General features: G+C 44.0%; 24 protein-coding genes. 15 read left to right on the top strand and 9 right to left on the bottom strand.

From position 1 onward, the window contains the following. Positions 1 to 22 precede the first annotated feature (22 nt). The 5 genes from QYB97_RS04800 to QYB97_RS04780 all read right to left on the bottom strand — a co-directional run bounded on the left by QYB97_RS04800 (position 23) and on the right by QYB97_RS04780 (position 4038). Positions 23 to 319 carry a DUF948 domain-containing protein gene (locus QYB97_RS04800; protein WP_301164788.1) on the bottom strand — a complete coding sequence of 99 codons (297 nt, stop codon included), beginning with the start codon at positions 317 to 319 and terminating at the stop codon, positions 23 to 25. A gap of 84 nt (positions 320 to 403) precedes the next feature. Further along, on the bottom strand, positions 404 to 1183 hold the full coding sequence (locus tag QYB97_RS04795; protein ID WP_301164787.1) for an IucA/IucC family C-terminal-domain containing protein: 780 nt from the start codon (positions 1181 to 1183) through the stop codon (positions 404 to 406). Then, complete coding sequence (locus QYB97_RS04790; RefSeq protein WP_301164786.1) at positions 1155 to 1976, bottom strand: ABC transporter ATP-binding protein; 822 nt, start codon at positions 1974 to 1976, stop codon at positions 1155 to 1157. The genes QYB97_RS04795 and QYB97_RS04790 overlap by 29 nt, the downstream gene beginning before the upstream one ends. 11 nt (positions 1977 to 1987) lie before the next feature. Next, positions 1988 to 3034 carry a FecCD family ABC transporter permease gene (locus tag QYB97_RS04785; RefSeq protein WP_301164785.1) on the bottom strand — a complete coding sequence of 349 codons (1047 nt, stop codon included), beginning with the start codon at positions 3032 to 3034 and terminating at the stop codon, positions 1988 to 1990. After that, positions 3031 to 4038, bottom strand: coding sequence for a FecCD family ABC transporter permease (locus QYB97_RS04780; protein WP_301164784.1), 1008 nt, complete (start codon positions 4036 to 4038; stop codon positions 3031 to 3033). Before QYB97_RS04780 ends, QYB97_RS04785 begins: the two co-directional genes overlap by 4 nt. 199 nt (positions 4039 to 4237) lie before the next feature. On the opposite strand from QYB97_RS04780, the gene QYB97_RS04775 reads away from it, so the two are divergent. The 4 genes from QYB97_RS04775 (at position 4238) to QYB97_RS04760 (ending at position 7519) form a co-directional block, all read left to right on the top strand. Next, on the top strand, positions 4238 to 5155 hold the full coding sequence (locus QYB97_RS04775) for an ABC transporter substrate-binding protein (RefSeq protein ID WP_301164926.1): 918 nt from the start codon (positions 4238 to 4240) through the stop codon (positions 5153 to 5155). 207 nt (positions 5156 to 5362) lie between these two features. Beyond that, positions 5363 to 6250: a permease gene (locus QYB97_RS04770; RefSeq protein WP_301164783.1), complete on the top strand. Its 888-nt coding sequence runs from the start codon at positions 5363 to 5365 to the stop codon at positions 6248 to 6250. Between the two features lie 14 nt (positions 6251 to 6264). Further along, positions 6265 to 7107 carry a TIGR03943 family putative permease subunit gene (locus QYB97_RS04765; RefSeq protein WP_301164782.1) on the top strand — a complete coding sequence of 281 codons (843 nt, stop codon included), beginning with the start codon at positions 6265 to 6267 and terminating at the stop codon, positions 7105 to 7107. 97 nt (positions 7108 to 7204) lie between these two features. Beyond that, positions 7205 to 7519 (top strand): hypothetical protein, encoded by a 315-nt coding sequence (locus QYB97_RS04760; RefSeq protein WP_301164781.1) that lies wholly within the window; start codon positions 7205 to 7207, stop codon positions 7517 to 7519. 54 nt (positions 7520 to 7573) lie between these two features. On the opposite strand, the gene QYB97_RS04755 is transcribed toward QYB97_RS04760, so the two are convergent. Both QYB97_RS04755 and QYB97_RS04750 read right to left on the bottom strand, forming a co-directional pair. Continuing rightward, positions 7574 to 7801, bottom strand: coding sequence for a hypothetical protein (locus tag QYB97_RS04755; RefSeq protein ID WP_301164780.1), 228 nt, complete (start codon positions 7799 to 7801; stop codon positions 7574 to 7576). A 72-nt stretch (positions 7802 to 7873) separates the two neighbouring features. Then, entirely contained in the window at positions 7874 to 8506 is a 633-nt protein-coding gene (locus QYB97_RS04750) for a deoxynucleoside kinase (protein ID WP_301164925.1), read from the bottom strand. Between the two features lie 208 nt (positions 8507 to 8714). Between QYB97_RS04750 and QYB97_RS04745 the strand changes: the two genes are divergently transcribed. The 3 genes from QYB97_RS04745 to QYB97_RS04735 all read left to right on the top strand — a co-directional run bounded on the left by QYB97_RS04745 (position 8715) and on the right by QYB97_RS04735 (position 11724). Beyond that, positions 8715 to 9338, top strand: a complete 624-nt coding sequence (locus QYB97_RS04745; protein WP_301164779.1) for a DsbA family oxidoreductase — start codon at positions 8715 to 8717, stop codon at positions 9336 to 9338. Between the two features lie 431 nt (positions 9339 to 9769). After that, on the top strand, positions 9770 to 11002 hold the full coding sequence (locus tag QYB97_RS04740; RefSeq protein ID WP_301164778.1) for an MDR family MFS transporter: 1233 nt from the start codon (positions 9770 to 9772) through the stop codon (positions 11000 to 11002). A gap of 302 nt (positions 11003 to 11304) precedes the next feature. Beyond that, entirely contained in the window at positions 11305 to 11724 is a 420-nt protein-coding gene (locus QYB97_RS04735) for a transporter (RefSeq protein ID WP_301164777.1), read from the top strand. A 55-nt stretch (positions 11725 to 11779) separates the two neighbouring features. On the opposite strand, the gene QYB97_RS04730 is transcribed toward QYB97_RS04735, so the two are convergent. Further along, positions 11780 to 12349 carry a hypothetical protein gene (locus QYB97_RS04730; protein WP_301164776.1) on the bottom strand — a complete coding sequence of 190 codons (570 nt, stop codon included), beginning with the start codon at positions 12347 to 12349 and terminating at the stop codon, positions 11780 to 11782. A gap of 202 nt (positions 12350 to 12551) precedes the next feature. Between QYB97_RS04730 and QYB97_RS04725 the strand changes: the two genes are divergently transcribed. From QYB97_RS04725 to QYB97_RS04715, 3 genes are all read left to right on the top strand, one after another. Then, complete coding sequence (locus QYB97_RS04725) at positions 12552 to 12695, top strand: hypothetical protein (protein WP_301164775.1); 144 nt, start codon at positions 12552 to 12554, stop codon at positions 12693 to 12695. A 63-nt stretch (positions 12696 to 12758) separates the two neighbouring features. After that, positions 12759 to 12986, top strand: coding sequence for a hypothetical protein (locus QYB97_RS04720; protein WP_301164774.1), 228 nt, complete (start codon positions 12759 to 12761; stop codon positions 12984 to 12986). A gap of 22 nt (positions 12987 to 13008) precedes the next feature. Continuing rightward, the gene (locus tag QYB97_RS04715) at positions 13009 to 14262 is read left to right on the top strand and encodes an ATP-binding protein (RefSeq protein WP_301164773.1); all 1254 of its coding nucleotides are present in this window, start codon (positions 13009 to 13011) and stop codon (positions 14260 to 14262) included. A gap of 55 nt (positions 14263 to 14317) precedes the next feature. Here QYB97_RS04715 and cspD read toward each other — a convergent pair whose 3' ends face one another. Further along, positions 14318 to 14518: a cold-shock protein CspD gene (gene cspD, locus QYB97_RS04710; protein ID WP_301164772.1), complete on the bottom strand. Its 201-nt coding sequence runs from the start codon at positions 14516 to 14518 to the stop codon at positions 14318 to 14320. Positions 14519 to 14737: 219 nt separating this feature from the next. Between cspD and QYB97_RS04705 the strand changes: the two genes are divergently transcribed. Genes QYB97_RS04705 through hpaB form a run of 5 tightly spaced genes read left to right on the top strand, consistent with a single transcriptional unit; the run spans position 14738 to position 20208 of the window. Continuing rightward, positions 14738 to 15439, top strand: coding sequence for a GntR family transcriptional regulator (locus QYB97_RS04705; protein WP_425589757.1), 702 nt, complete (start codon positions 14738 to 14740; stop codon positions 15437 to 15439). Positions 15440 to 15474: 35 nt separating this feature from the next. Continuing rightward, positions 15475 to 16410 (top strand): 2,4-dihydroxyhept-2-ene-1,7-dioic acid aldolase, encoded by a 936-nt coding sequence (gene hpaI, locus QYB97_RS04700; RefSeq protein WP_301164771.1) that lies wholly within the window; start codon positions 15475 to 15477, stop codon positions 16408 to 16410. Then, positions 16407 to 17198, top strand: coding sequence for a fumarylacetoacetate hydrolase family protein (locus tag QYB97_RS04695; RefSeq protein ID WP_301164770.1), 792 nt, complete (start codon positions 16407 to 16409; stop codon positions 17196 to 17198). Before hpaI ends, QYB97_RS04695 begins: the two co-directional genes overlap by 4 nt. Further along, entirely contained in the window at positions 17182 to 18696 is a 1515-nt protein-coding gene (gene hpaE / locus QYB97_RS04690) for a 5-carboxymethyl-2-hydroxymuconate semialdehyde dehydrogenase (RefSeq protein WP_301164769.1), read from the top strand. The genes QYB97_RS04695 and hpaE overlap by 17 nt, the downstream gene beginning before the upstream one ends. A 36-nt stretch (positions 18697 to 18732) precedes the next feature. Then, positions 18733 to 20208, top strand: a complete 1476-nt coding sequence (gene hpaB / locus QYB97_RS04685) for a 4-hydroxyphenylacetate 3-monooxygenase, oxygenase component (protein ID WP_301164768.1) — start codon at positions 18733 to 18735, stop codon at positions 20206 to 20208.

Genomic DNA, 20208 nt, shown 5'->3' with positions numbered 1-20208 from the left:
CCCCTTACCGGGCTTGCGGCCATTATCGTTTTACGGTTTTAAACAAATCTGTTGTGTTTTCTTTCAGTTCCTTTGCCGATTTACCTACACTTTTGATGCTTTGTGTTTTATTGTATACATCGTATTTCAAATACTCGGTTTTTTCATTGAGCAGTGTGGTTTGATTCGTAACGTCGTTTACTTCCGCCTGCATCAGCTGGGTGGTACGGTTTAAGTTTTCGATGGTTGTTTTGCTCGATTTCATCAGTTTAACAGCATAGACCCCAAGGAAGACCAATGCTGCGACAACGATTGCAATGCTAATCCAGATAATGACCAATAGATTGCCCTCCTTCATTCTCTTTATTCTTGTGATACCCATTATAGTTAGGATACAAACAAAAGCCGGCTGATATGCAGATAATCAGTCGGCTTTTTTTAATGGGCATGTAGTGCAGCAGGTGCCGCCATCTGTACGGTAATACAGGCAGCAAGTTTTTCTCTGCTGAAATTGGTGGGCTTCGTATCTCATTGCCAACTTGCTGAAAGGATTAGAAGCTGTTCCAAAGTGAAAGCCTTCGGCCCGTTTCACAAGAAAGCGGTAGTCATCTTCCAGCCGTTCCAGAATTTCAGGAGGGTGGTTCTCGTCTTTCCATGTGTTATACAGCCAGGAGATATAAATTAATGCATTTTCCCAAAGCATCGCTTTTGATGCTTTTGTGCACGATGACAAGTGATTCAGCATGACGGAGATATTTTTTGCAAATAGTGTTTCAACGACCGATGATCTCCAATGTTCCCGGTTTCCGGCCATCGGCATTCCTTCGCTGTTCTGGAGTGAAAAAGACGGCAGCCAGCTGTGCTTTTTTTCATCGTCCTCTTCATCAATGATCACCACATTTTCCAGTCGGATGTCGAACTGCTTATTCAGCATCGACATGGCATATAGAGAAGATGTGAGAATACAGAAAACATAGCGTTTAAAGAACATGGAGGCACTGACCCTTTGCTCCTTGGAACCGATTTTGTCACCTACAGTTTCCATATATGAAAGCATTCGTGAACTATCTAATAGGAGGGACGCGGGAACGGCCGCCTTTTCGTTTGAAAAATGGAATTTAAAGCTGGAGCGTTTTTCGATATCCGTCTGTTCCGAAAGTGACCAGCCGATAAGATTATGCGTATTGTGCTGTGGGTAGGCCATTTTTCGCAATTCGCCCCTTTCCATATGGAATGCACATCGGTGTGCCAAACAATGGATCTTCAATGATTTTGCATGGCATATGAAAAACATCGGAAACCAGTTTTTCATTCATGATATCTTCAGGGCAGCCCTGTGCGGCTACCGAATGATTCTGGATCGCCACGAGATGGTGGGCATAGCGGCAGGCCAGGTTCAAATCGTGAAGGACCATAACAATGGTGCGTTTTTCCCTGGAATTCAATTCAAAGAGCAAATCAAGTATTTCGATCTGGTGGGTCATGTCAAGGTACGTAGTAGGCTCATCAAGAAGTATGGTTTCTGTTCCCTGCGCAAGGGTCATGGCAATCCAGGCACGCTGTCTTTGGCCGCCTGAGAGAGAATCAACATTTCTTTCCGCAAATTCCAGCATGTTGGTTGCCTTCAAGGCGCGTGTAACGGCTTCTTCGTCTTTTGCGGACCATTGCTTCAGCCATGATTGGTAAGGATATCTTCCTTGTTTCACAAGCTGAAGCACGGTCAATCCTTCGGGGGCTACAGGTCCCTGAGGCAAAATAGCGAGCTCTTTGGCCACTTCCTTTGTTGACCGTTTGGCTATGTTCTTCCCGTTTAAGAGAATTGCTCCTGTTTCTGGTGCCATAAGTCGTGCCATGGAACGCAAGAGTGTGGACTTTCCACAGCCGTTGCTGCCGATTAAAACGGTTATTTCCCCTTTTGGTATCGAAAGATCCAGGTCTTGAATCACAGGTTTTTTTCCGTAAGATAACGTTAGAGATTCGGTTTGCAGAATGGACATGAAATCGCTCCTTAACCATGATTTTTAGATAGAAGATAAATAAAATAGGGAGCACCGATGGCTGCGGTGAAAACTCCTGCTGGAACTTCCAGTGGTGAAAATAGTGTTCTTCCTGCCAAATCAGCGAGCAATACAATAATGGCTCCAAGAAACCCGGATACAGGAAGCAGAGCGCCGAAGGAAGAGCCAACCAGCCTCCTGGCAATATGGGGACCGATCAAACCGACAAATCCGATGGCGCCTGTAAAAGCGACCGCCGATCCGGCCAGTGCTGTACTGATCAGCAGCAATATAAAACGGTTTTTGTTCACTGAATGCCCGAGGCTTGCGGCGACATCATCGCCAAGTTCCTGGACATTCAATTTTCTGGTGAGAGTAAACAAAAGTGGTGCAAGGACAAGAAACCAGGGCAAGAGACTGTATACATCTTTCCAGTTTGTCGCATAAACCGAGCCGGTCAGCCAGATTGTAGCCTGGGGAGCGGCGTAGATCGGGCCGAGTACAATCATGAGTGTTGTCAGGGCCTGGGCTGCCGCCATCAGGCCAACACCAATCAAAATAAGCCTTACAGGTGATATTCCACGTTTCCAGGCAAGCAGATAAACAACAGTCCCCATTATAAATGCGCCGGTAACGGCGGCAACAGGCAAATAACCAATGCTGACGGTTAAGTTGTTGCTTTGATTGCTGAAGACCGTTATAAATGTAACGGCTGCAAAGCCAGCGCCTGATGTTATGCCCAGCATATCTGGTGAAGCGAGTGGATTCCGGATAACTCCCTGCAAAATGGCGCCTGCCAGGGAAAGGGAAGCTCCTGCAATCACAGCGATTAGTATTCGGGGAAGCCTGAATTCCTGAATAACAACATCGTTAATGCCATTACCCATCCCGGTCAGAGATTGTATGACTTCGAGAGGAGTGATGTACAGCTCCCCGATCCCGATGCTTACAGACATGATGGCAAGTGTCACAAGAAGGAGAATAAGAATGGTTAACATGGCCTTTTTCTCTATTAAATATGAATACCTTTTGGATCTTGCTGTAATATACTTGCTCATTTAAATGATCCTTTTCGGGCGATATGAATAAAAAACGGCGTACCAATCAAGGCGGTCATTACACCAACCGGAACTTCTTCCGGAAGGACGATATACCGGGCGCCGATATCTGCCACTATCAGCAGTATTCCGCCGAATATTGCGGAAAAAGGAATAACCCAGCGATGGTCATTTCCGATAAGATACCGTGCGAAATGAGGGACAACAATACCAATAAAACTGATGGGTCCTGCTACTGCTACGGATCCACCGGCCAGAAGAACAATCAGCAAGCCGGCAAGAATCTTAAAGAGCAGTGTCCGCTGTCCCAGACTCCTGGCAACATCTTCACCAAGCAGAAAGGTATTAAGCTGGCGAAACATCAGCATCGAGCCGGCCCAGGCAATCAAAAGATAAGGAAGAACCGGATAAAGAAATTCCAGTTTTCTGCCCTGTATCGAACCCGCCAGCCAGAACAGTACTTCTTCCAGCGCTTTTTGGTTGGCCACCAGCATTCCTTGTGTAAGAGAGGCAAACATGGCGGCGATAACCGCACCGGCCAACGTCATTTTAACCGGTGTCAGACCGCCCCTTCCCGACGAACCCAATATGTATACGGTTAACGCCGACACAGCGGCACCGAGAAACGCAATCCAGGTGAATTGCTGAAGAGAACTGATGTGAAAGAATGAAACAGCCATGACGATAAAAAATCCAGCGCCGGCGTTTAAACCAAAAATATCAGTGGATGCAATTGGGTTCCGTGTCACCGCCTGCAGCAGCACGCCGGCCAAAGCCAGAGAGATTCCTACTGCCGCACCGATCAAAGCGCGCGGAAGGCGGGCATTTCGTATAATAAGATGCTGATTGGATCCATTGAAGTCAGTGAATGCTGCCACAGCTGATTTCCAGCTTGTGTTTGTGTAGCCAAAAACTACACTGAGCGCCATACAGACAGCCAATAGAAGAACTGCCAAAGCTAACATGGCGATTTTCATTTTAGATGATTGAATTACTCCGTTCATAAGGACCTCATAATTAGAATTTTACAATTTATAGTTTAAGGAAGATAAAGGGGGATGTCAATGAATTTGAAAATCATTATCAATTACAGTTGACATTTATTTTAAAATTCAGGTATGATTCTAAGTGTAAATGAAATTCATTATCAATTGGGGGAGAAGGAATTTGAATACGGCAAAATCTACATACTCAAGATGGGGAATGATAATAACCATTCTTTCGCTTATGCTTCTGGCAGCCTGCGGAGGCAACGGCGAAAAAGAATCATCGGGAGAAGATTCCAAAGGATACAGTGTTAAGCATGCGATGGGAACAACCAAGGTAAAAAGCGCGAAACGCGTTGTTGTGCTGACGAATGAAGGAACCGAAGCTGTGCTGGCAATGGGAGTTAAGCCTGTTGGAGCGGTTAAGTCCTGGCTCGGCGATCCATGGTATGACCACATTAAAGGTGATATGAAAGGTGTTGAGGTAGTCGGCGACGAAAGCCAGGTTAATCTGGAAAAAATCGCCTCACTTAAACCGGATCTTATTATTGGAAATAAAATGAGACAGGAAAAAGTTTACGATCAATTAAATAAAATCGCACCTACTGTTTTTGCAGAAGACTTGCGCGGAAACTGGAAAAACAATTTCAAATTGTACTCCAAAGCATTAAATAAAGAAAAAGAAGGAAATAAAGTAATCGGTGATTATGACCAACGTGTCAAAGAAATCAGTGAAAAGGCCGGAGATAACCTGAACAAGGAAATTTCTGTCGTCCGTTTCATGCCTGGCGTTTCCCGCATCTACCTGACGAACTCATTTTCAGGTGTAATTCTTGAGCAGCTAGGCTTTAAGCGTCCAAAGGTGGAAAGCAAGGATGATTTTGCAGCAGAAGTAACGAAAGAACAAATCCCGCAGATGGATGGAGATGTGTTATTTTACTTCACCTATGAAGAAGGGGACGGGGGAGCGACCAAGCAGGAGAAGGAATGGACCAGTGACCCGCTCTGGAAAAATTTAAATGCAGTGAAACAAGGCAATGTGCACAAGGTATCTGATGCCATCTGGAATACAGCAGGAGGCGTGAAAGCAGCCAATCTGATGCTTGATGATATTGAGAAGTATCTGGTGAAATAAATAGGAAACCAATGAAGCCCGTGATTATATATCACGGGTTTTTTTAATGTTCCAAAGTATATTCTGTGTAATTATTCACATGAATTTTTTGTTCATTTTCGATGGTTGCTATAATGGAATGCGTCAATTTCCGGAACAGGATATATGGACGGCTTGTCCAAATTGCCGTATAGTAACTGCAGTAGTTTAATATTCAGGAGGCAAGCTATGCTCTTTTTATCATTGCCGCAATCTTTTTTGCAAATGAATACCATTTTTATATCCATATTAATTGAAGCATTGCCCTTTGTGGTGCTAGGGGTGTTTATTGCCGGCATCATCCAAATATTCGTATCCGAGGAACAGGTGGCGAGAATCATGCCGAGGAACCCGGTGCTTGCCGTATTGTTCGCAACGTTTCTTGGTGCACTTTTTCCGGCGTGTGAGTGTGGAATTGTGCCGATTGTCAGGCGCCTTGTGCAAAAAGGGGTGCCCATCTATGCCGGAATTGCTTTCATGCTGACGGGTCCTATCATCAACCCTGTTGTACTCTTTTCAACTTACGTTGCTTTTGGAAGCAATTGGTCCATGCCCTTATACCGGGCTGGGGGAGCAGTTGTTGTTTCGGTGGCTGTCGGGTTGATTCTTGCTTTCTTTTATAAAGGGGATGGCCTGAAAATTACAGCAGAGCATCACCATCACACACATAAAAAGCTTTCCGTTAAACAAAAACTTGGGGAAACGCTGAATCATGCGGTTGAAGAATTTTTCTCCATGGGTAAATATTTGGTAATCGGATCATTGATTGCAGCAGCGGTCCAAACCTATGTGAAAACCTCAACCCTTCTTGCCATCGGTCAGGGACAGGCTTCTTCTTCACTCGTTATGATGGGGCTCGCGTTTGTTTTATCACTGTGCTCTGAAGCTGATGCTTTCATTGCCTCTTCCTTCCGAAGCACCTTCTCCACAGGATCAATCGTTGCATTTCTTGTGTTTGGTCCGATGCTTGATATGAAAAATTTATTGATGATGCTATCGTCTTTTAAAACAAAGCTGGTACTGATCACTGTTGTATCATTGTCTGTTGTAGTATTTCTATATTCATTATTGTTCTAGGGAGGTGTAGCGTTATGATACGGGGATGCCTGTTAATGGGATTTACCTTTTTGATTATGCAGCTTCACGCGACTGGAGATATAAGCAAATACATTAATATGAAATATTCGTACCTGTCATTTAGTGTGATGTTCGCGTTGGCTCTCCTGACCATCGTGCAATTCCGAAATGCCGTGAAAGAGGATGAAGGCTCGGATAGCTGTAATCACTGTGACCATGATCATTCTGTTGAGGATACATGGTATAAAAAAATATTTGTGTATACCGTTTTTGCGTTTCCTGTGATCACCGGGATCTTTCTCCCTGTTGCCACAATGGACTCAAATATTGTGAAGGCAAAGGGATTTCATTTTCCGGTCAATGAGGAGTCCAAAGGAGATCCTTATGCACAAAATCAGTTTCTTCGTCCGGACACCAGTGTTTATTACGGGCAGGATGCATATGATAAGCTGATGAGAAAGGAAAAAAAGAAGTATACGAAATACGATACCCTTGCCTTGAATGATACGAACTTTCTTAAGGGAATGGAAACTGTCTATAATTATCCTGGGGATTTTGAAGATAAAACCATTTCGTTTAAAGGGTTTGTGTATAATGACCCAGACACGAAAAAGAACCAGCTCTTTGTCTTCCGGTTCGGCATTATCCATTGCGTCGCCGATTCGGGTGTATACGGAATGATGGTTGAAATGCCGGATGGGGTAAAGCTGAAGGACGATGACTGGATTACCGTAAAAGGCCAGATATCCGAAATCTATTATCAGCCGTTCAAAACAAATATTCCGTATGTTAAGGTTCAATCCTGGGAAAAGACAGCTGCTCCAAAAGAACAGTATGTATACCGGGGGAACAATTAAAGCAGATCCTGAAGGGTCTGCTTTTTTGATTTGACAGGTCTTCACGTAATGCATGTTTTTCCATGAAGTGAAACATGATAAAAGAAAAACGGGAGTGATGATTCTGGAAAAGCAGCCGTACTATGTGAACGTGGAAACTGGAGAAGTTCATTCTGACAAAACGGTTTCCAGCTTTGAATTTGAAATCGAAGCAACGAGTGAAGAGGTAAATCGTCTTACCAAGTTATTCAGGGCATGTGATGAAGCAGCAAGGGACACGTTTTGGCGATCTCATGTTCCTTATGTGCCTTATCACAACGATCTGGACAATCACCGATATGACCAGGCGTTAAAAGACATTTACCAATTTATACATGATCATGGACAGCCAATAACACGAGAACATATAGAATCCATGGGGATTCTTGATTAAAATGAATGAAAAAAACTGCTCCGCGGGTCTCCACAGAGCAGTTTTAAGATTAGCCTACGTACGAATGAAATAAAAAGCATAAATAATGATAAGGACTGCAATGGAAAAGAAAACAAATGCCAGCAGCACAGGGTTTAAAACAATGTTATGCCTGGCAACCGCTGCGTTTACCTCTCCATCCGAAGCGTTTTTTGTACGCTTGGACTGTAATGTTTTCCACGTCCATACCAGTCCTCCAGCGCAAAGGATAAAGCCTGCGGCCATTAAGATCCACATTAGCACAAGTCGTCAGCTCCTCGTAATATTGGTAGTACTAGTCTTTTTAAAGAAGGAGCTGATTATTCATGATTTCTTTCAAACGGCTACAGGTTCAAGGGATAAAAGTTTTTCCTTAACCAGGCTGAGGATTTTTTCGGCATCCTGTGGGTTATGAACGTCGTATTTCTTGCTGTCTAAAATCAAAAGTGGTGTTTTTGTATAGTTTTTAATCCATTCCTTGTACTTTCCGTGCAAGGTATTATAATAGTCGAAAAGCTCAGGATGACTTTCGACCTGCTCATAATCACGCCCCCGGTTTTTTATGCGGGATAAAGCCGTTGGAAGGTCACTGTCCAGATAAATTAAGAGATCAGGGCGTTTGTCAGGCGAAGGTGCACATTCCTGCATAAGCGTTTCAAGCAAGTCTTTATACGTTTCGAACTCCAATTTGCTCATATTTCCGGCTTCGTGGTTCAATTCGGCAAAAATCAGGTCTTCATACAGACTGCGGTCAAGGACGTTATCCTGTGCTTTCGATGCCTGCCGAATGGTTTTAAAACGAGTATTTAAAAAATAGATCTGCAAAGGGAATGCCCACCGCTTTGGATCGACATAATAATCAGGCAAAATGGGGTTGTCACCCACACTTTCATAATATACCTCACTCCCAAGCCTTGAGCTGATCAGCTCGGCAAAAGTGGTTTTGCCTGTTCCTATCATTCCTGCCATTAAAATCACTAAATTAATCCCCCTGTTTGATACTGTGTATGGTTGTATGTAATTATCTTTATCTATATATAGTGCTATATGGGCAAAGACCTTCTAAATATATCACTTTTGTCCTAAGCTGAATAGTACATTTCTGTGCAGTGCTCTGCTATTATATGAGTAAGGAGAGGTTAATCCCTTTTTGATTATCGCGAGGAAGGTGTATCGTATGACTGTGAAACTTAAAGTTTACTCTGATTTTACTTGTCCTTATTGCTATCTTGCGGAATCTGTGATCCAGAGGGCACAAGAAGGCAGGGATGTTGAATTAGAGTGGGTTCCATTGGAACTGCACCCATTTCCTTCGCCAACAAAAGAATGGAAAGATATGAAAGAAAGCTGGGAATCTTCCGTTCTCCCCCATGCCAAGGAATTGGGGATCACGATCAAGCATCCTGTAGCAGCGTCCATACCTTATACGCATTTAGCCCATCAGGGGTATATTTACGCAAAAGAACAAGGCAGAGCCCAGGATTATGTAAAACGTGTTTTTTCTGCTCTATTTACAGAGGGACAGGATATAGGTTCTGAACACGTCCTTACAGAGATTGCAGAACAATCCGGACTCGATAGAGATTCGTTCCATGCTGTTTTGAATTCTGAAGAATATGAGCTTAAATTGAACCGGATTCGGGAAAGAGTAAAAGCTGAAAACATTACGGCCGCGCCAACCATGGTGATCGGTGACCGAATGTTAAAAGGGCTTTATCCCCAGAAAGCGGTCGAAAAAGCGATTCGATGCGGAATCAGAGACGAAAAGATGCATTTTTGTGAAGGCGATGAGTGCTATTAAAACGTAAAAAGAGCTTTGCAGGTATGGCCTGCAAAGCTCTTTTTTTCTACGATGAAAAAGGGGGTTGATAGGGATGAGTACAATATATCAAACCCATAATTGTTATAGGGGAATGTGTGATTTTTTTGATAAGGATCCAATATTTTTTATACAAAACATAAAGACCTTCACTTTTTTGACAAACATAAAAAAGCCTAATGTTTTTTTATAAACACAAAAAAACCCTTCACTTTTTTAACAAACATAAAAAAGCCTTGGTCAGGGGCTTTTTTATGTTCTATATGAAAAAGGGGGGTTACATTCTATTAGACGTGCACATGCAAAAAAGGTTTCACTTTTTATTAGAGAAAATATAAAGGTGGGTATGGGTGAAGAGTCATGATAAATTAAAGGGAGAGAGAAGTTAATTAACGGAACATGGGGTATGGGACATGCAGAATAAACTTTTTCGCGAATGGCATCCTGTAGTAACGACGATTATTATGGGAACCTTTTTTTCCAGGGCCGCTTTTTTTATGACAATGCCTTTTTTGGCTATCTTTCTTCACAGGGAGAAGGGGATGGAGCCGGAAACCATTGGCCTGATTATTGGGATCAGCGCGTTGACGGGTACGTTTGGCGGTTTTATCGGTGGCTACTTGTCTGATCGGATTGGACGCTTTCCGGTCATGATTATCGCAATACTCACATGGAGCGCGGTTTTTGCCGGTTTCGCATTGGCCGATGCTGTGTGGAGTTTTTTCGTTTTAAATTCATTAAATGGTTTATGCCGGTCATGGTTTGAGCCAATCTCGAGGGCATTGCTGGCAGATGTGACCACAAAGGAGAACCGCCTGAGAGTGTTCAACGCCCGTTATTTCGCGATTAATGCAGGTGCTGCTCTTGGGCCGGTTACAGGAACCTATCTTGGAAGTTCGAGTTCCATGACAACCTTTTTCATAACTGGAGCTGTCTATTTTCTCTATGCGGTTGTAGTTATGCTTTTGATGAAGAAGTATAAAAACAGTCTTCAGCCGCAGCAGGAAAAGAAGCTGTCCTTAAAAAGAGCGGCCTATGTCGTCAGCCGTGATAAAGTTCTTCTTTATTTTTTGCTGGGGAATATTGTGGTGCTCATGGCACAGGCACAAATGGATTCAACACTGGCACAATATATGGGAAGCTCTCCTTTATTCGAAAATGGAGTAACGCTGTTTTCCTATCTTATTGTAACTAATGCCGTTACCGTTTTGGTGTTGCAGTATCCAGTAACAAATTACGTAAAAAGATTCGATCCCATGTTTGCGCTGCGAATCGGAAGTGTCTCCTTCAGCCTGGCCCTGCTGGGGTTCGGTCTTTCATCGAATTGGACATTTCTTGTTGTTTCCATGGTGATATTAACCCTGGGGGAAATCATTGTATTTGTCGTCAGCGATGTTCTTCTGGATGATTTGGCTCCAGATCATATGCGCGGTTCTTTTTTTGGAGCCATGTCGTTTCGTTCGATCGGGTACAGTGCGGGGCCATGGATTGGAGGATTGCTCCTGAAGTCCTTTGGTTTTGTTCATGGATTTTATGTGTTTGGGTGCCTGAGCCTTCTTTCTCTTCTGGCGCTTCCGTTTTTTCATGTGGGGCAGAAAGTAAAAAACAGGGCTGCGGGAAGTGACCAGCGTTCCACGTTTGTTTAAAAGAATAGATGATATAAAAAAAGTGACCCTTATTGGGGTCACTTTATCTGTTTCTGTTTTTGATTTTTTTTATTACGTAAGGAAGGACTCTCCTTTTACCTTCTCTGATTAAAAAGGCAACCACAGCGCCTTTTATTCCGCTTCTTATACGAGACATGCAATCCCTCCTTCTGTTTACTTCATTACCCTTTTTTAAAGGCAGTACAAACCTCCCGCCATTTTTCTTTCACCTGCAGGCAATGCCTACACACTATGGACAGGAAGGCATACGATATAGGGTAGTACACAAAAAGGGAGATGAGATGTTGAATAGCAGACAGTTTCAGTTTCCGGGGAGCCAGAACAGCAGGCAATTCCCGGGAGGCTTTCCACCAGGACCACCTGGTCAACAGCAGGGTACAGGGGGATTCCCCCCGGGGCCGCCTCCTGGTCAGAGCGGCCAGCAAGCAGGCAGTTTCCCGCCAGGACCACCGCCAACCTACGTACCGCAAGCATCACCTGCATTTACGTCTGGCCAGGCAGGGACCTTTGCTGTAGACCCGGGAGCAATACGCCCTTGTTTGTTCCGGTATGTTTACATCTGGCAAAACAATGGCCAGGGGTTTTGGGCATGGCTGACATTTGCCGGATTTCGCTCGATCGCAGGCTTCCGGTGGAATGGCTTCAGATGGAATTACTTTGGCATGGATACAAACCGGATTTCATCCTTTGTCTGTACCTGAAAAAAAGCCGTAGAAACGGCTTTTTTTGTGTTTTAAAAGGATTTAATTACCCTTATTACTGAACCGTAGCCTTGGTCATTTCCATGCTCATGATTTCCGTCCGGTGACAAAGCCCTGAAAGAAGTTGATCGCATAAATGGCTTTTACGAGGCAGGTTTACTATAAATAGTCCCATTAATTGCTGGGTATTATCATTATAAAAAGGAATGACACACTGACCGTTAAGTTCAGATAAAAATGAAGGATTACTGTTTTCTTTGCTGATGGAAAGGATGGTATGGATAGGAGGAGGCAGTCTTTTTTTCTCGTACAAATTAACTGCCAGTGTTATACCATTTAAGGACTGAATATATTTGTCAGATTGGGAAGGGCAAGCACCTACATAAAACCGTTGCTTTTTCGGGTCCAGCAGCATGATCGTACAGCATGCATCCCCGTAAAGCTGTTCAATTTCCAAACACAGCTGGTTCATCAAAGGCTGAACGGACGTTAAGCGGCCTTGAAAGAGTGATAGCCAGCCCGAAGTCTCATTCATATTGGTTTGACTGGAATACAGCGCAAATGTATTGGAACAAAACGGCTTCCTGGTGTACCCTTCCAGTTCAAAGAATTGATAAGGTCTCACAGGCAAAAGCTCCTTTGAAAGAATTCTCGGTGCTGTTTTCTAGTACTTTAGGTACCGATTCCACAAATTTCGACATTTCAAACGTTAATGTTCGACAACTTAAATATTTTAACTATGAAATAGTGTGTCCACTTCTACTCTCACTGCATAATATGTTTATTATTATAAAAAAAGTTTCCCTAAGGAAAGAAGGGCGAAAACAATGAAGTGGAGTCATTTTACCCCATTGAAAAGGGTTGAGCACTATACCATTTTTCTTCATCAATTGGGCTTATTCAGTGAGCAGGACAAGAATGAGATTCTAAACAAAATCATACATCTTAACCAAAGGCAGTCGGATAAATGAAAGACAGACACAGGAAAACGGGAGAAGAATAAACTGTTAAAAATCTTGTGGGGGTGAGGCTTTATGCTGAAATCCTGGATGCTTCATTTGCTGGCGGTTGCGGCTATTATTTTTTTTCTTGGCTTTTATTTGATTCCAGGAGCTGGTTTTGGCTTTTACTTTATCTCGGTCGTAAGCGGTATTCTGTTGATGATTCTCTGCCACAATGAGATGAGGGCAGATTCTGATAAGATGCAAAGTTTGTCAAAAAAGAGAAGGGAAATGAAGAATTCTGAAGAAATATCTAAATAGGACTGGAGGGAGGAGGGTATAGATGATAGAACATTTGATCATAAATTTATTGGTCATCCTCGTTCCACTTATTGCTTTACAATTTGTATTGTTTGAAAAGAATAAAGATGTCAAATGGCCAAAAGCTTCTTTTCTGTTTAATATCATCAATGCCGGTGTTCTTCTTGTCTGCATGAGTTTCCCTATTCCCTTTGCAGATGGCATATTTTTTGACTTGCGCTATGTCCCGCTGGCCATCAGCTTTTTATATGGCGGCGTTATACCGGGGTGCCTGACGGCAGGATTGCTCATCATATACCGGCTTTATCTTGGTGGGGACGGTTTGGTGACTGCCGTCTTTTTTGCGTTACTGACGGGATGGGTGTTTCTCGCCCAGCATAAAAGTTATCATATGCTTCCCATCCGGAAAAAGCTTGGCAGAGTATCATTCATTTTATTCGGCATTACACTTTCCAACCTGATCTTCCTTTATTTTTATCTTTATTTCACAGGGGGAGTGAATTGGGATGCGTCCAAAACATCGGTTTATACCTTTTATCCCGTAGTGCAGGCAGGGGCGGTTATTGCGGTTGTTTCCCTGATTGAACGGATCAGATACGCATTGAACTTGCAGCTGCAGCAGTCAGAAATGCTCCATTCGGTAGGGCAGCTTGCCGCTTCTGTAACTCATGAGGTGCGAAATCCAATGGCAGTAGCAAGAGGCTTCATGCAAATTTTCCAAAAAGAAAAATACATACCGGAAGACAAAAAAATATTTTTAACAATGATGATTGAGGAAATCGACAGGGCCCAAACCATTATTTCCGATTATCTATCACTTGTTAAAACGAATACATCAAAGATTGAGCGGCTGAATGTCACCGAATTGCTGTCGTCATTGAAGGGAGTAATGTACCCTTTTGCCTTATTAAAAGGCGTGGAGCTGGTCCAAAAAGGGGAAGAAGAGGTCTATGTTTTCGGTGACCAGGGGAAATTAAAACAAATCTTAATGAATATTATAAAAAATGCCATTGAAGCCACACCGCAAGGAGGGATGGTAACCCTTTCCACAGTGAAAGGCAACCGTGAGATTGAGATACATATATCCGATACGGGGATTGGCATGGGAAGAGAACAGCTGCGAATGCTTGGCAACCCGTTCTTTTCGACAAAATCCACAGGTACCGGTTTGGGATTAATGGCCAGTTACCGCATGGCAGCAGAAATGAACGGACGGATCGAAGCAGAAAGCGAAATGGGTAAGGGGACGTATTTTAAAATTATTTTTCCCGAATAAGACAGCATAGAAATAAAAAAGGACCCGCGCTAAGCAGGTCCTTTTATTTATGGGTTTATCTTTTTACAACATTAGCAGCTTGCGGTCCGCGAGCGCCATCCACTATTTCAAATTCAACTTCCTGGCCTTCTTCCAGTGACTTGAAGCCATCAGATTGAATCGCAGAGAAGTGTACAAATACGTCATCTCCACCTTCAACTTCAATAAAACCAAATCCTTTTTCTGCATTGAACCATTTTACTTTACCTGTTTCCATTCCTAGCCTCCTAAAACTTTGCACCCTGTGCCTTTTTATTACCATAGAACCTTTCAAACATTTACTTACAAAAAACTGAATATGTAATCAAAGTCTAAATGGTTGGAATTACTATATCACAGAAATGTTGGAGGAGCAAGTTGTTTTGTCAGAAAAATTAAAATCTTCAGGTGTTTAAATATCATATATGATTTTCCGAAAAATAGGTTGAAATCATATATGATTCTGAATTATCATAGAATTATGAATAATAATTCCAAAATCAGTAAACAACAATATGCTTACAAGGTTATAAAATCCAGAATTTTGGATGGCCGCTATCCACCCGGTTACAAAATTGTAATTGATCAGCTGGCGAGGGAGCTTCAGACAAGCGCGATCCCCGTAAGGGAAGCCATCCGAAACCTGGAAACAGATGGCCTGATTCGCTTCAAGCCATACAGTGGGGCGATAGTCACTCCGTTCAATGAAAAGGAATACCTGGAGACACTTTCCGTGTTAGCAGTGCTCGAAGGGTATGCAACCGCCCTATCAGCACAGTATTTTCCTGCGAGCAGGATTAATGAGCTCACCGCGATTAATGACCGGATGAAAGAAGCTCTCGACAATTTTGATTTTCTGATGTTCGGCAATTGCAACAGGGAGTTCCATAGCTTAACGTATGAATTTTGCCTTAATCAATTTTTGACTGAAAATATTAAATCCACTTGGAACCGTTTGGACCGGGTGAGGAAGATGGGAGCTGCAACAAAACCGGCACGTGCAAAAAAATCGATTGAGGAACATGAAGTCATCATTGATATGCTGAGGGATGCCAGGCCATTCGAGGAAATTGAAGCCTATGTCCGAACTCATAAGCTGAATACGGTACAGGCATTTCTCGAGGAAAAGAACGACAGAGAGCTAAGAAATTACACATAGATGATAGATTGACTATAACTAAAGGAGAGATGAAGTTGAATGCACATCCGTTTGAAGAAATAAAGCAAAAACTGAAGGGATCAATAGCCCCCGTTATTACTCCTTTTACGGAGGATGACAGCCTGGACCTTGAAACGCTGAGAGAGCTGATTAACTGGCATATTGACAGTGGAAGTCACGGCATCTCGGTTACGGGTACAACAGGGGAGCCAAGTTCTTTAACATTGGCAGAAAGAGAGCAGGTTATGGAAACGGCTTTCTCTGCTGTAGCTGGAAGGGTGCCATTCGTACCTGGTACAGGATCAACCAACCACAAGGAAACGCTTCAATTAACGAAAGCCGCCCAGGAAATGGGAGCAGACGCAGCAATGGTCATCGTCCCTTACTATAATAAACCTTCCCAGCATGCCCTGTTCAAGCATTTTAAAGCAGTGGCTGAGTCTGTCGATATTCCGCTCATCGTTTACAACATTCCGGGCAGAACCGGCGTCAATCTTGAAGCGAAAACACTGGCCAGGCTGAATGAAGAGTGTCCCAACATCATTGGGGTAAAGGAATCCAACAAAGATTTTGAACATGTTAATCGTGTACTGTTGAACTGTGGAAGAGATTTTCTTCTTTTCTCCGGAATTGAGCTTCTCTGTTATCCAATGCTTGCCATTGGCGGGAAAGGATATATCAGTGCGACGGCTAATATCCTGCCGGGAAAAGTGGCTGAGGTCTATAATGCCTGGGAAGCCGGCAACGTGGAAGAAGCCACGCAGCTGCATTATGAATTGATGCCGTTGAATGATGTTCTGTTCAGGGATACCAATCCGGCCCCGCTAAAAGCCGCGCTTGGCATGATGGGGAAAATAAAGCCAAGGCTGAGGCTGCCAATGGATGTGCCATCCCAAAGCATACAGGAAGAAATCCGCACTGTACTAAACAGCTATGGACTGTTAAACAAGATAGGGAGTGAATCACAATGAAGCATGCGCGTGTAATTTTTGAGGGGCGTGAAAGAACGGCAACTGTTCAGGATGATCAGCTTTTGCTGAATTGTGGACGCTTGATTGGGATGGATGAAGCAGAGGTCTGGCTGCCTCCTTTGAAGCCGAATAAAATGATTGGATTGGCGCTGAATTATGCAGACCACGCCGATGAACTCGGATTGGAAAGACCTGCCGAGCCGGTTCTTTTTATTAAGCCAAACAGTTCTTTAATCGGCCATAAAGCTCCTGTTTATTATCCTGACGGAGCAACTTACATGCATTATGAAAATGAACTGGCCGTGGTGATCGGCAGGGAAGGAAGAAACATAAAAGCGAGTGATGCGTTGAATTTTGTAAGCGGTTACACAATTGCCAATGATGTAACGGTTCGTGATTTTGTCAACAACATGTACCGGCCGCCGGTTCGTGCCAAAGGCCACGACACATTTGGGCCGCTCGGACCGTATTTTGTGGATGCGGAAGATATTCCCGATGTGAATAACCTTGAGCTGCGCACGTATGTAAACGGTGAATTGCGGCAGCAGGGGAACACCAGGGATTTGATCTATGGAATTGCAGAGCTTATTGAGTTTATTTCTTCATTTATGACATTGGAAAAAAATGATGTGATCTGGACCGGAACACCGAAAGGAATCTCCCATGTTCATCCGGGGGATACGGTCCGGCTGGAGATTGACTATCTTGGCAGTCTGGAAAACAGGATCCTTGATGGCCGAAGCAGGAACACACCGGCAGGAGGTGCGGTTCATGAGCAGCAATCTTAAGGATCCGGTGCCTCATTATATTAATGGCGAGTTTGTAAGTTCGGAATCCGGTGAGACGTTTGCCAATATCAGCCCTTATTCCAATGAGGTATTAAACCAGGTTTCCCAAGGAATGAAAGAAGATATCAATGCCGCTGTTCTTGCGGCGAAAACAGCCTTTAAAAAGGGAGAGTGGGGGACGCTTAAGCTCAATGAAAGAATGAAATATATCAATAAGATTGCCGATTTGATCGACCGCGATATTGAGGTTGTGGCCCAACTGGAATCCCTTGATACGGGCTTGCCGATTGCACAGACAAAAAAAATGGTGGGCAGGGCTGCGGATAATTTCAGGTTTTATGCGGAAATGGTGAAAAACCGGATGTCGGGTGAGGCTTATCATGTTGATGATGAGTTCATTAACTATACCATGCAAAAACCAGTAGGAGTTGCCGGCCTGATTACGCCATGGAATGCCCCTTTTATGCTGGAAACATGGAAGGTTGCTCCCGCCCTTGCCACGGGTAATACGGTTGTGCTCAAGCCGGCTGAATGGTCGCCGCTTACCGCCCACAAATTGAGTGAAATCATTCATGAGGCAGGCCTTCCGCAGGGAGTTTTTAATATTGTACACGGCTTTGGGGAAGAGGCGGGAGCGGCATTGGTGGCTCATTCCGATGTGCAGCTCATATCGTTTACCGGCGAGACAAAAACGGGCTCCGAGATCATGAGGAATGGAGCTGACTCCCTAAAACGGTACTCCATGGAACTGGGCGGCAAATCACCGATCATTGTTTTTGAAGATTGCGAGTTTGACCGTGCGCTAGATGCTTGTGTATGGGGAATCTTTTCATTCAATGGAGAAAGATGCACAGCCAATTCACGGCTGTTTGTACAGGAATCCATAAGTGAGAGATTTATTACTGCCCTCAAGGAGCGCGTGCAGAATATCATTGTGGGCGATCCGTCTCACGCGGAAACGGAGGTCGGCCCTCTTATTCACAGAGACCACTATGAAAATGTTAAACGGTATTTGGCCATTGCTTCCGAGGAAGGGTGCGAAGTTTACAGCGGCCAGGTTCCGGAACACCTTTCAAACGGAAACTTTGTCGCGCCTACTCTTCTATTAAATGTGAAAAACGATATGAAAGTAGCACAGGAGGAAATATTCGGCCCTGTTTTGACCGTTATGACGTTCAAAACAGAGGAAGAAGTTATTGAGCTTGCCAATGATGTTCCATACGGTCTTGCGGGCTACGTGTGGACCAGTGACATGAAGAGGGGCCACCGTGTAGCTGGAGCAGTGGAAGCGGGTATGCTGTGGGTGAATTCCCAAAATGTTCGTGATCTGCGCATTCCATTTGGCGGTTCCAAGGCTTCAGGGATCGGGAGAGAAGGCGGCCACTATGCCTTTGAATTTTATACAGAAATGAAGGTCGTCCATGTGGCTGTGGGTGATCATCACATTCAGCAGTTTGGAAAAAAGAACAAAGCGGCATCAGCCCGTACAAAAGCCTGAAGTTAGCAAACTATTTTTTAAAAGGAGGGAACGACATTGCCGGCACGCACGGGAGAACAATATATGAATGGTTTGAAAGCGGCAAACAACAATGTGTGGATCCATGGAAAAAGGGTGAGTGATGTAACCGAACACCCTGCCTTACGGAATGTTGTGCGGTCCATAGCTAATCTGTTCGATCTCCAGCACGAAAAAGGAGATAAAATGCTCTATACCTCGGATACAACGGGAGAGAAGGTGGGCCTGTCTTTTATCGCACCAAAAACAAAGGATGATTTGATCGCACGGCGTGAAATGTTTTCAGAGTGGGCCCGCTATACCGGCGGAATGATGGGACGGACACCCGACTACCTCAATACGAGTGTCATGGCGTTTGGAACTGCAGACTCCTTTTTTGCCCAGGGAGACCCCATGTTTGCAGAAAATGCCCGAAACTATTACCATTATTGCCGTGAAAATGATGTAAGTCTTACCCATACGCTCATTCATCCACAAACTAACCGGTCGAAAAAGCAGTCCGAGCAAAAAGATCCCTACCTGTCTGCGAGAATCGTAGAAAAGAATAAGGATGGGATTGTCGTAAAAGGGGCCCGTCTTTTGGCAACGCTAGGCGGTGTAACGGATGAGATTGTGGTCTTTCCTTCCACTCTCAATAAAGCGGCTTCTGAAGACGATCCTTATGCGATGGCATTCGCCATTCCGAACAATACGGAAGGGTTGAAATTTTTATGCCGTGAATCCTTTGATCAGGGAAGAAACCAATGGGATCATCCGTTAAGCTCTCGGTTTGAAGAGAGCGATGCCATTGTCGTTTTTGATAATGTTCTAGTCCCATGGGAGCGCGTTTTTGTTGGAGGAAGTTCGGATATTTGCAACCGCACCTATGTGGAGACGAATGCAATCGTGCATATGGCCCATCAGGTAGTTGCGAAGAATACGGTGAAAACCGAATTTGTTCTTGGCATTATCCTCAGTATGATGGATGCAATTGGTATTGATGTTTTTCCTCATGTAAAAGAGAAAGCTTCCGAGGTGATGCTGATTCTTGAAACGATGAGATCCCATATGTTCCGTGCCGAGCAAAATGCTTCTGTTGATGCTTACGGAAACATGACGCCTGATTTTGCACCGCTTAACGCGGCAAGAAACTGGTTTCCAAAGATGTATCAGCGTATGGTGGAGATTGTCCGTATCCTCGGGGCATCCGGATTGATGGGAATTCCGACGGAAGCTGATTTTCAGGCAGATGATATAGGGGAACTTGTGCATCGGTATACGCAGGGTGCCAATATCAATGGCTATGAGCGTGTCCAGCTCTTCCGGCTCGCGTGGGACGTATGCATGAGCTCGTTCGGCGGCAGGCAAGCCCTTTATGAATATTACTTCTTTGGTGACCCGGCAAGAATGTCTAATATCTACTATGACGGGTTTAACAAGGAACCCTATAAAGAAATGGTTCAGGAGTTTTTGAACAGGGTTAAAACGAATAACCACAATTATGACGGTATTTAA

It is taken from the genome of Fictibacillus fluitans, from assembly GCF_030418125.1.
GTDB lineage: Bacteria > Bacillota > Bacilli > Bacillales > Fictibacillaceae > Fictibacillus_C > Fictibacillus_C fluitans.
Note: the sequence above shows the minus strand (reverse complement) of the source record. Positions and strands in the feature narration are given on the sequence as shown.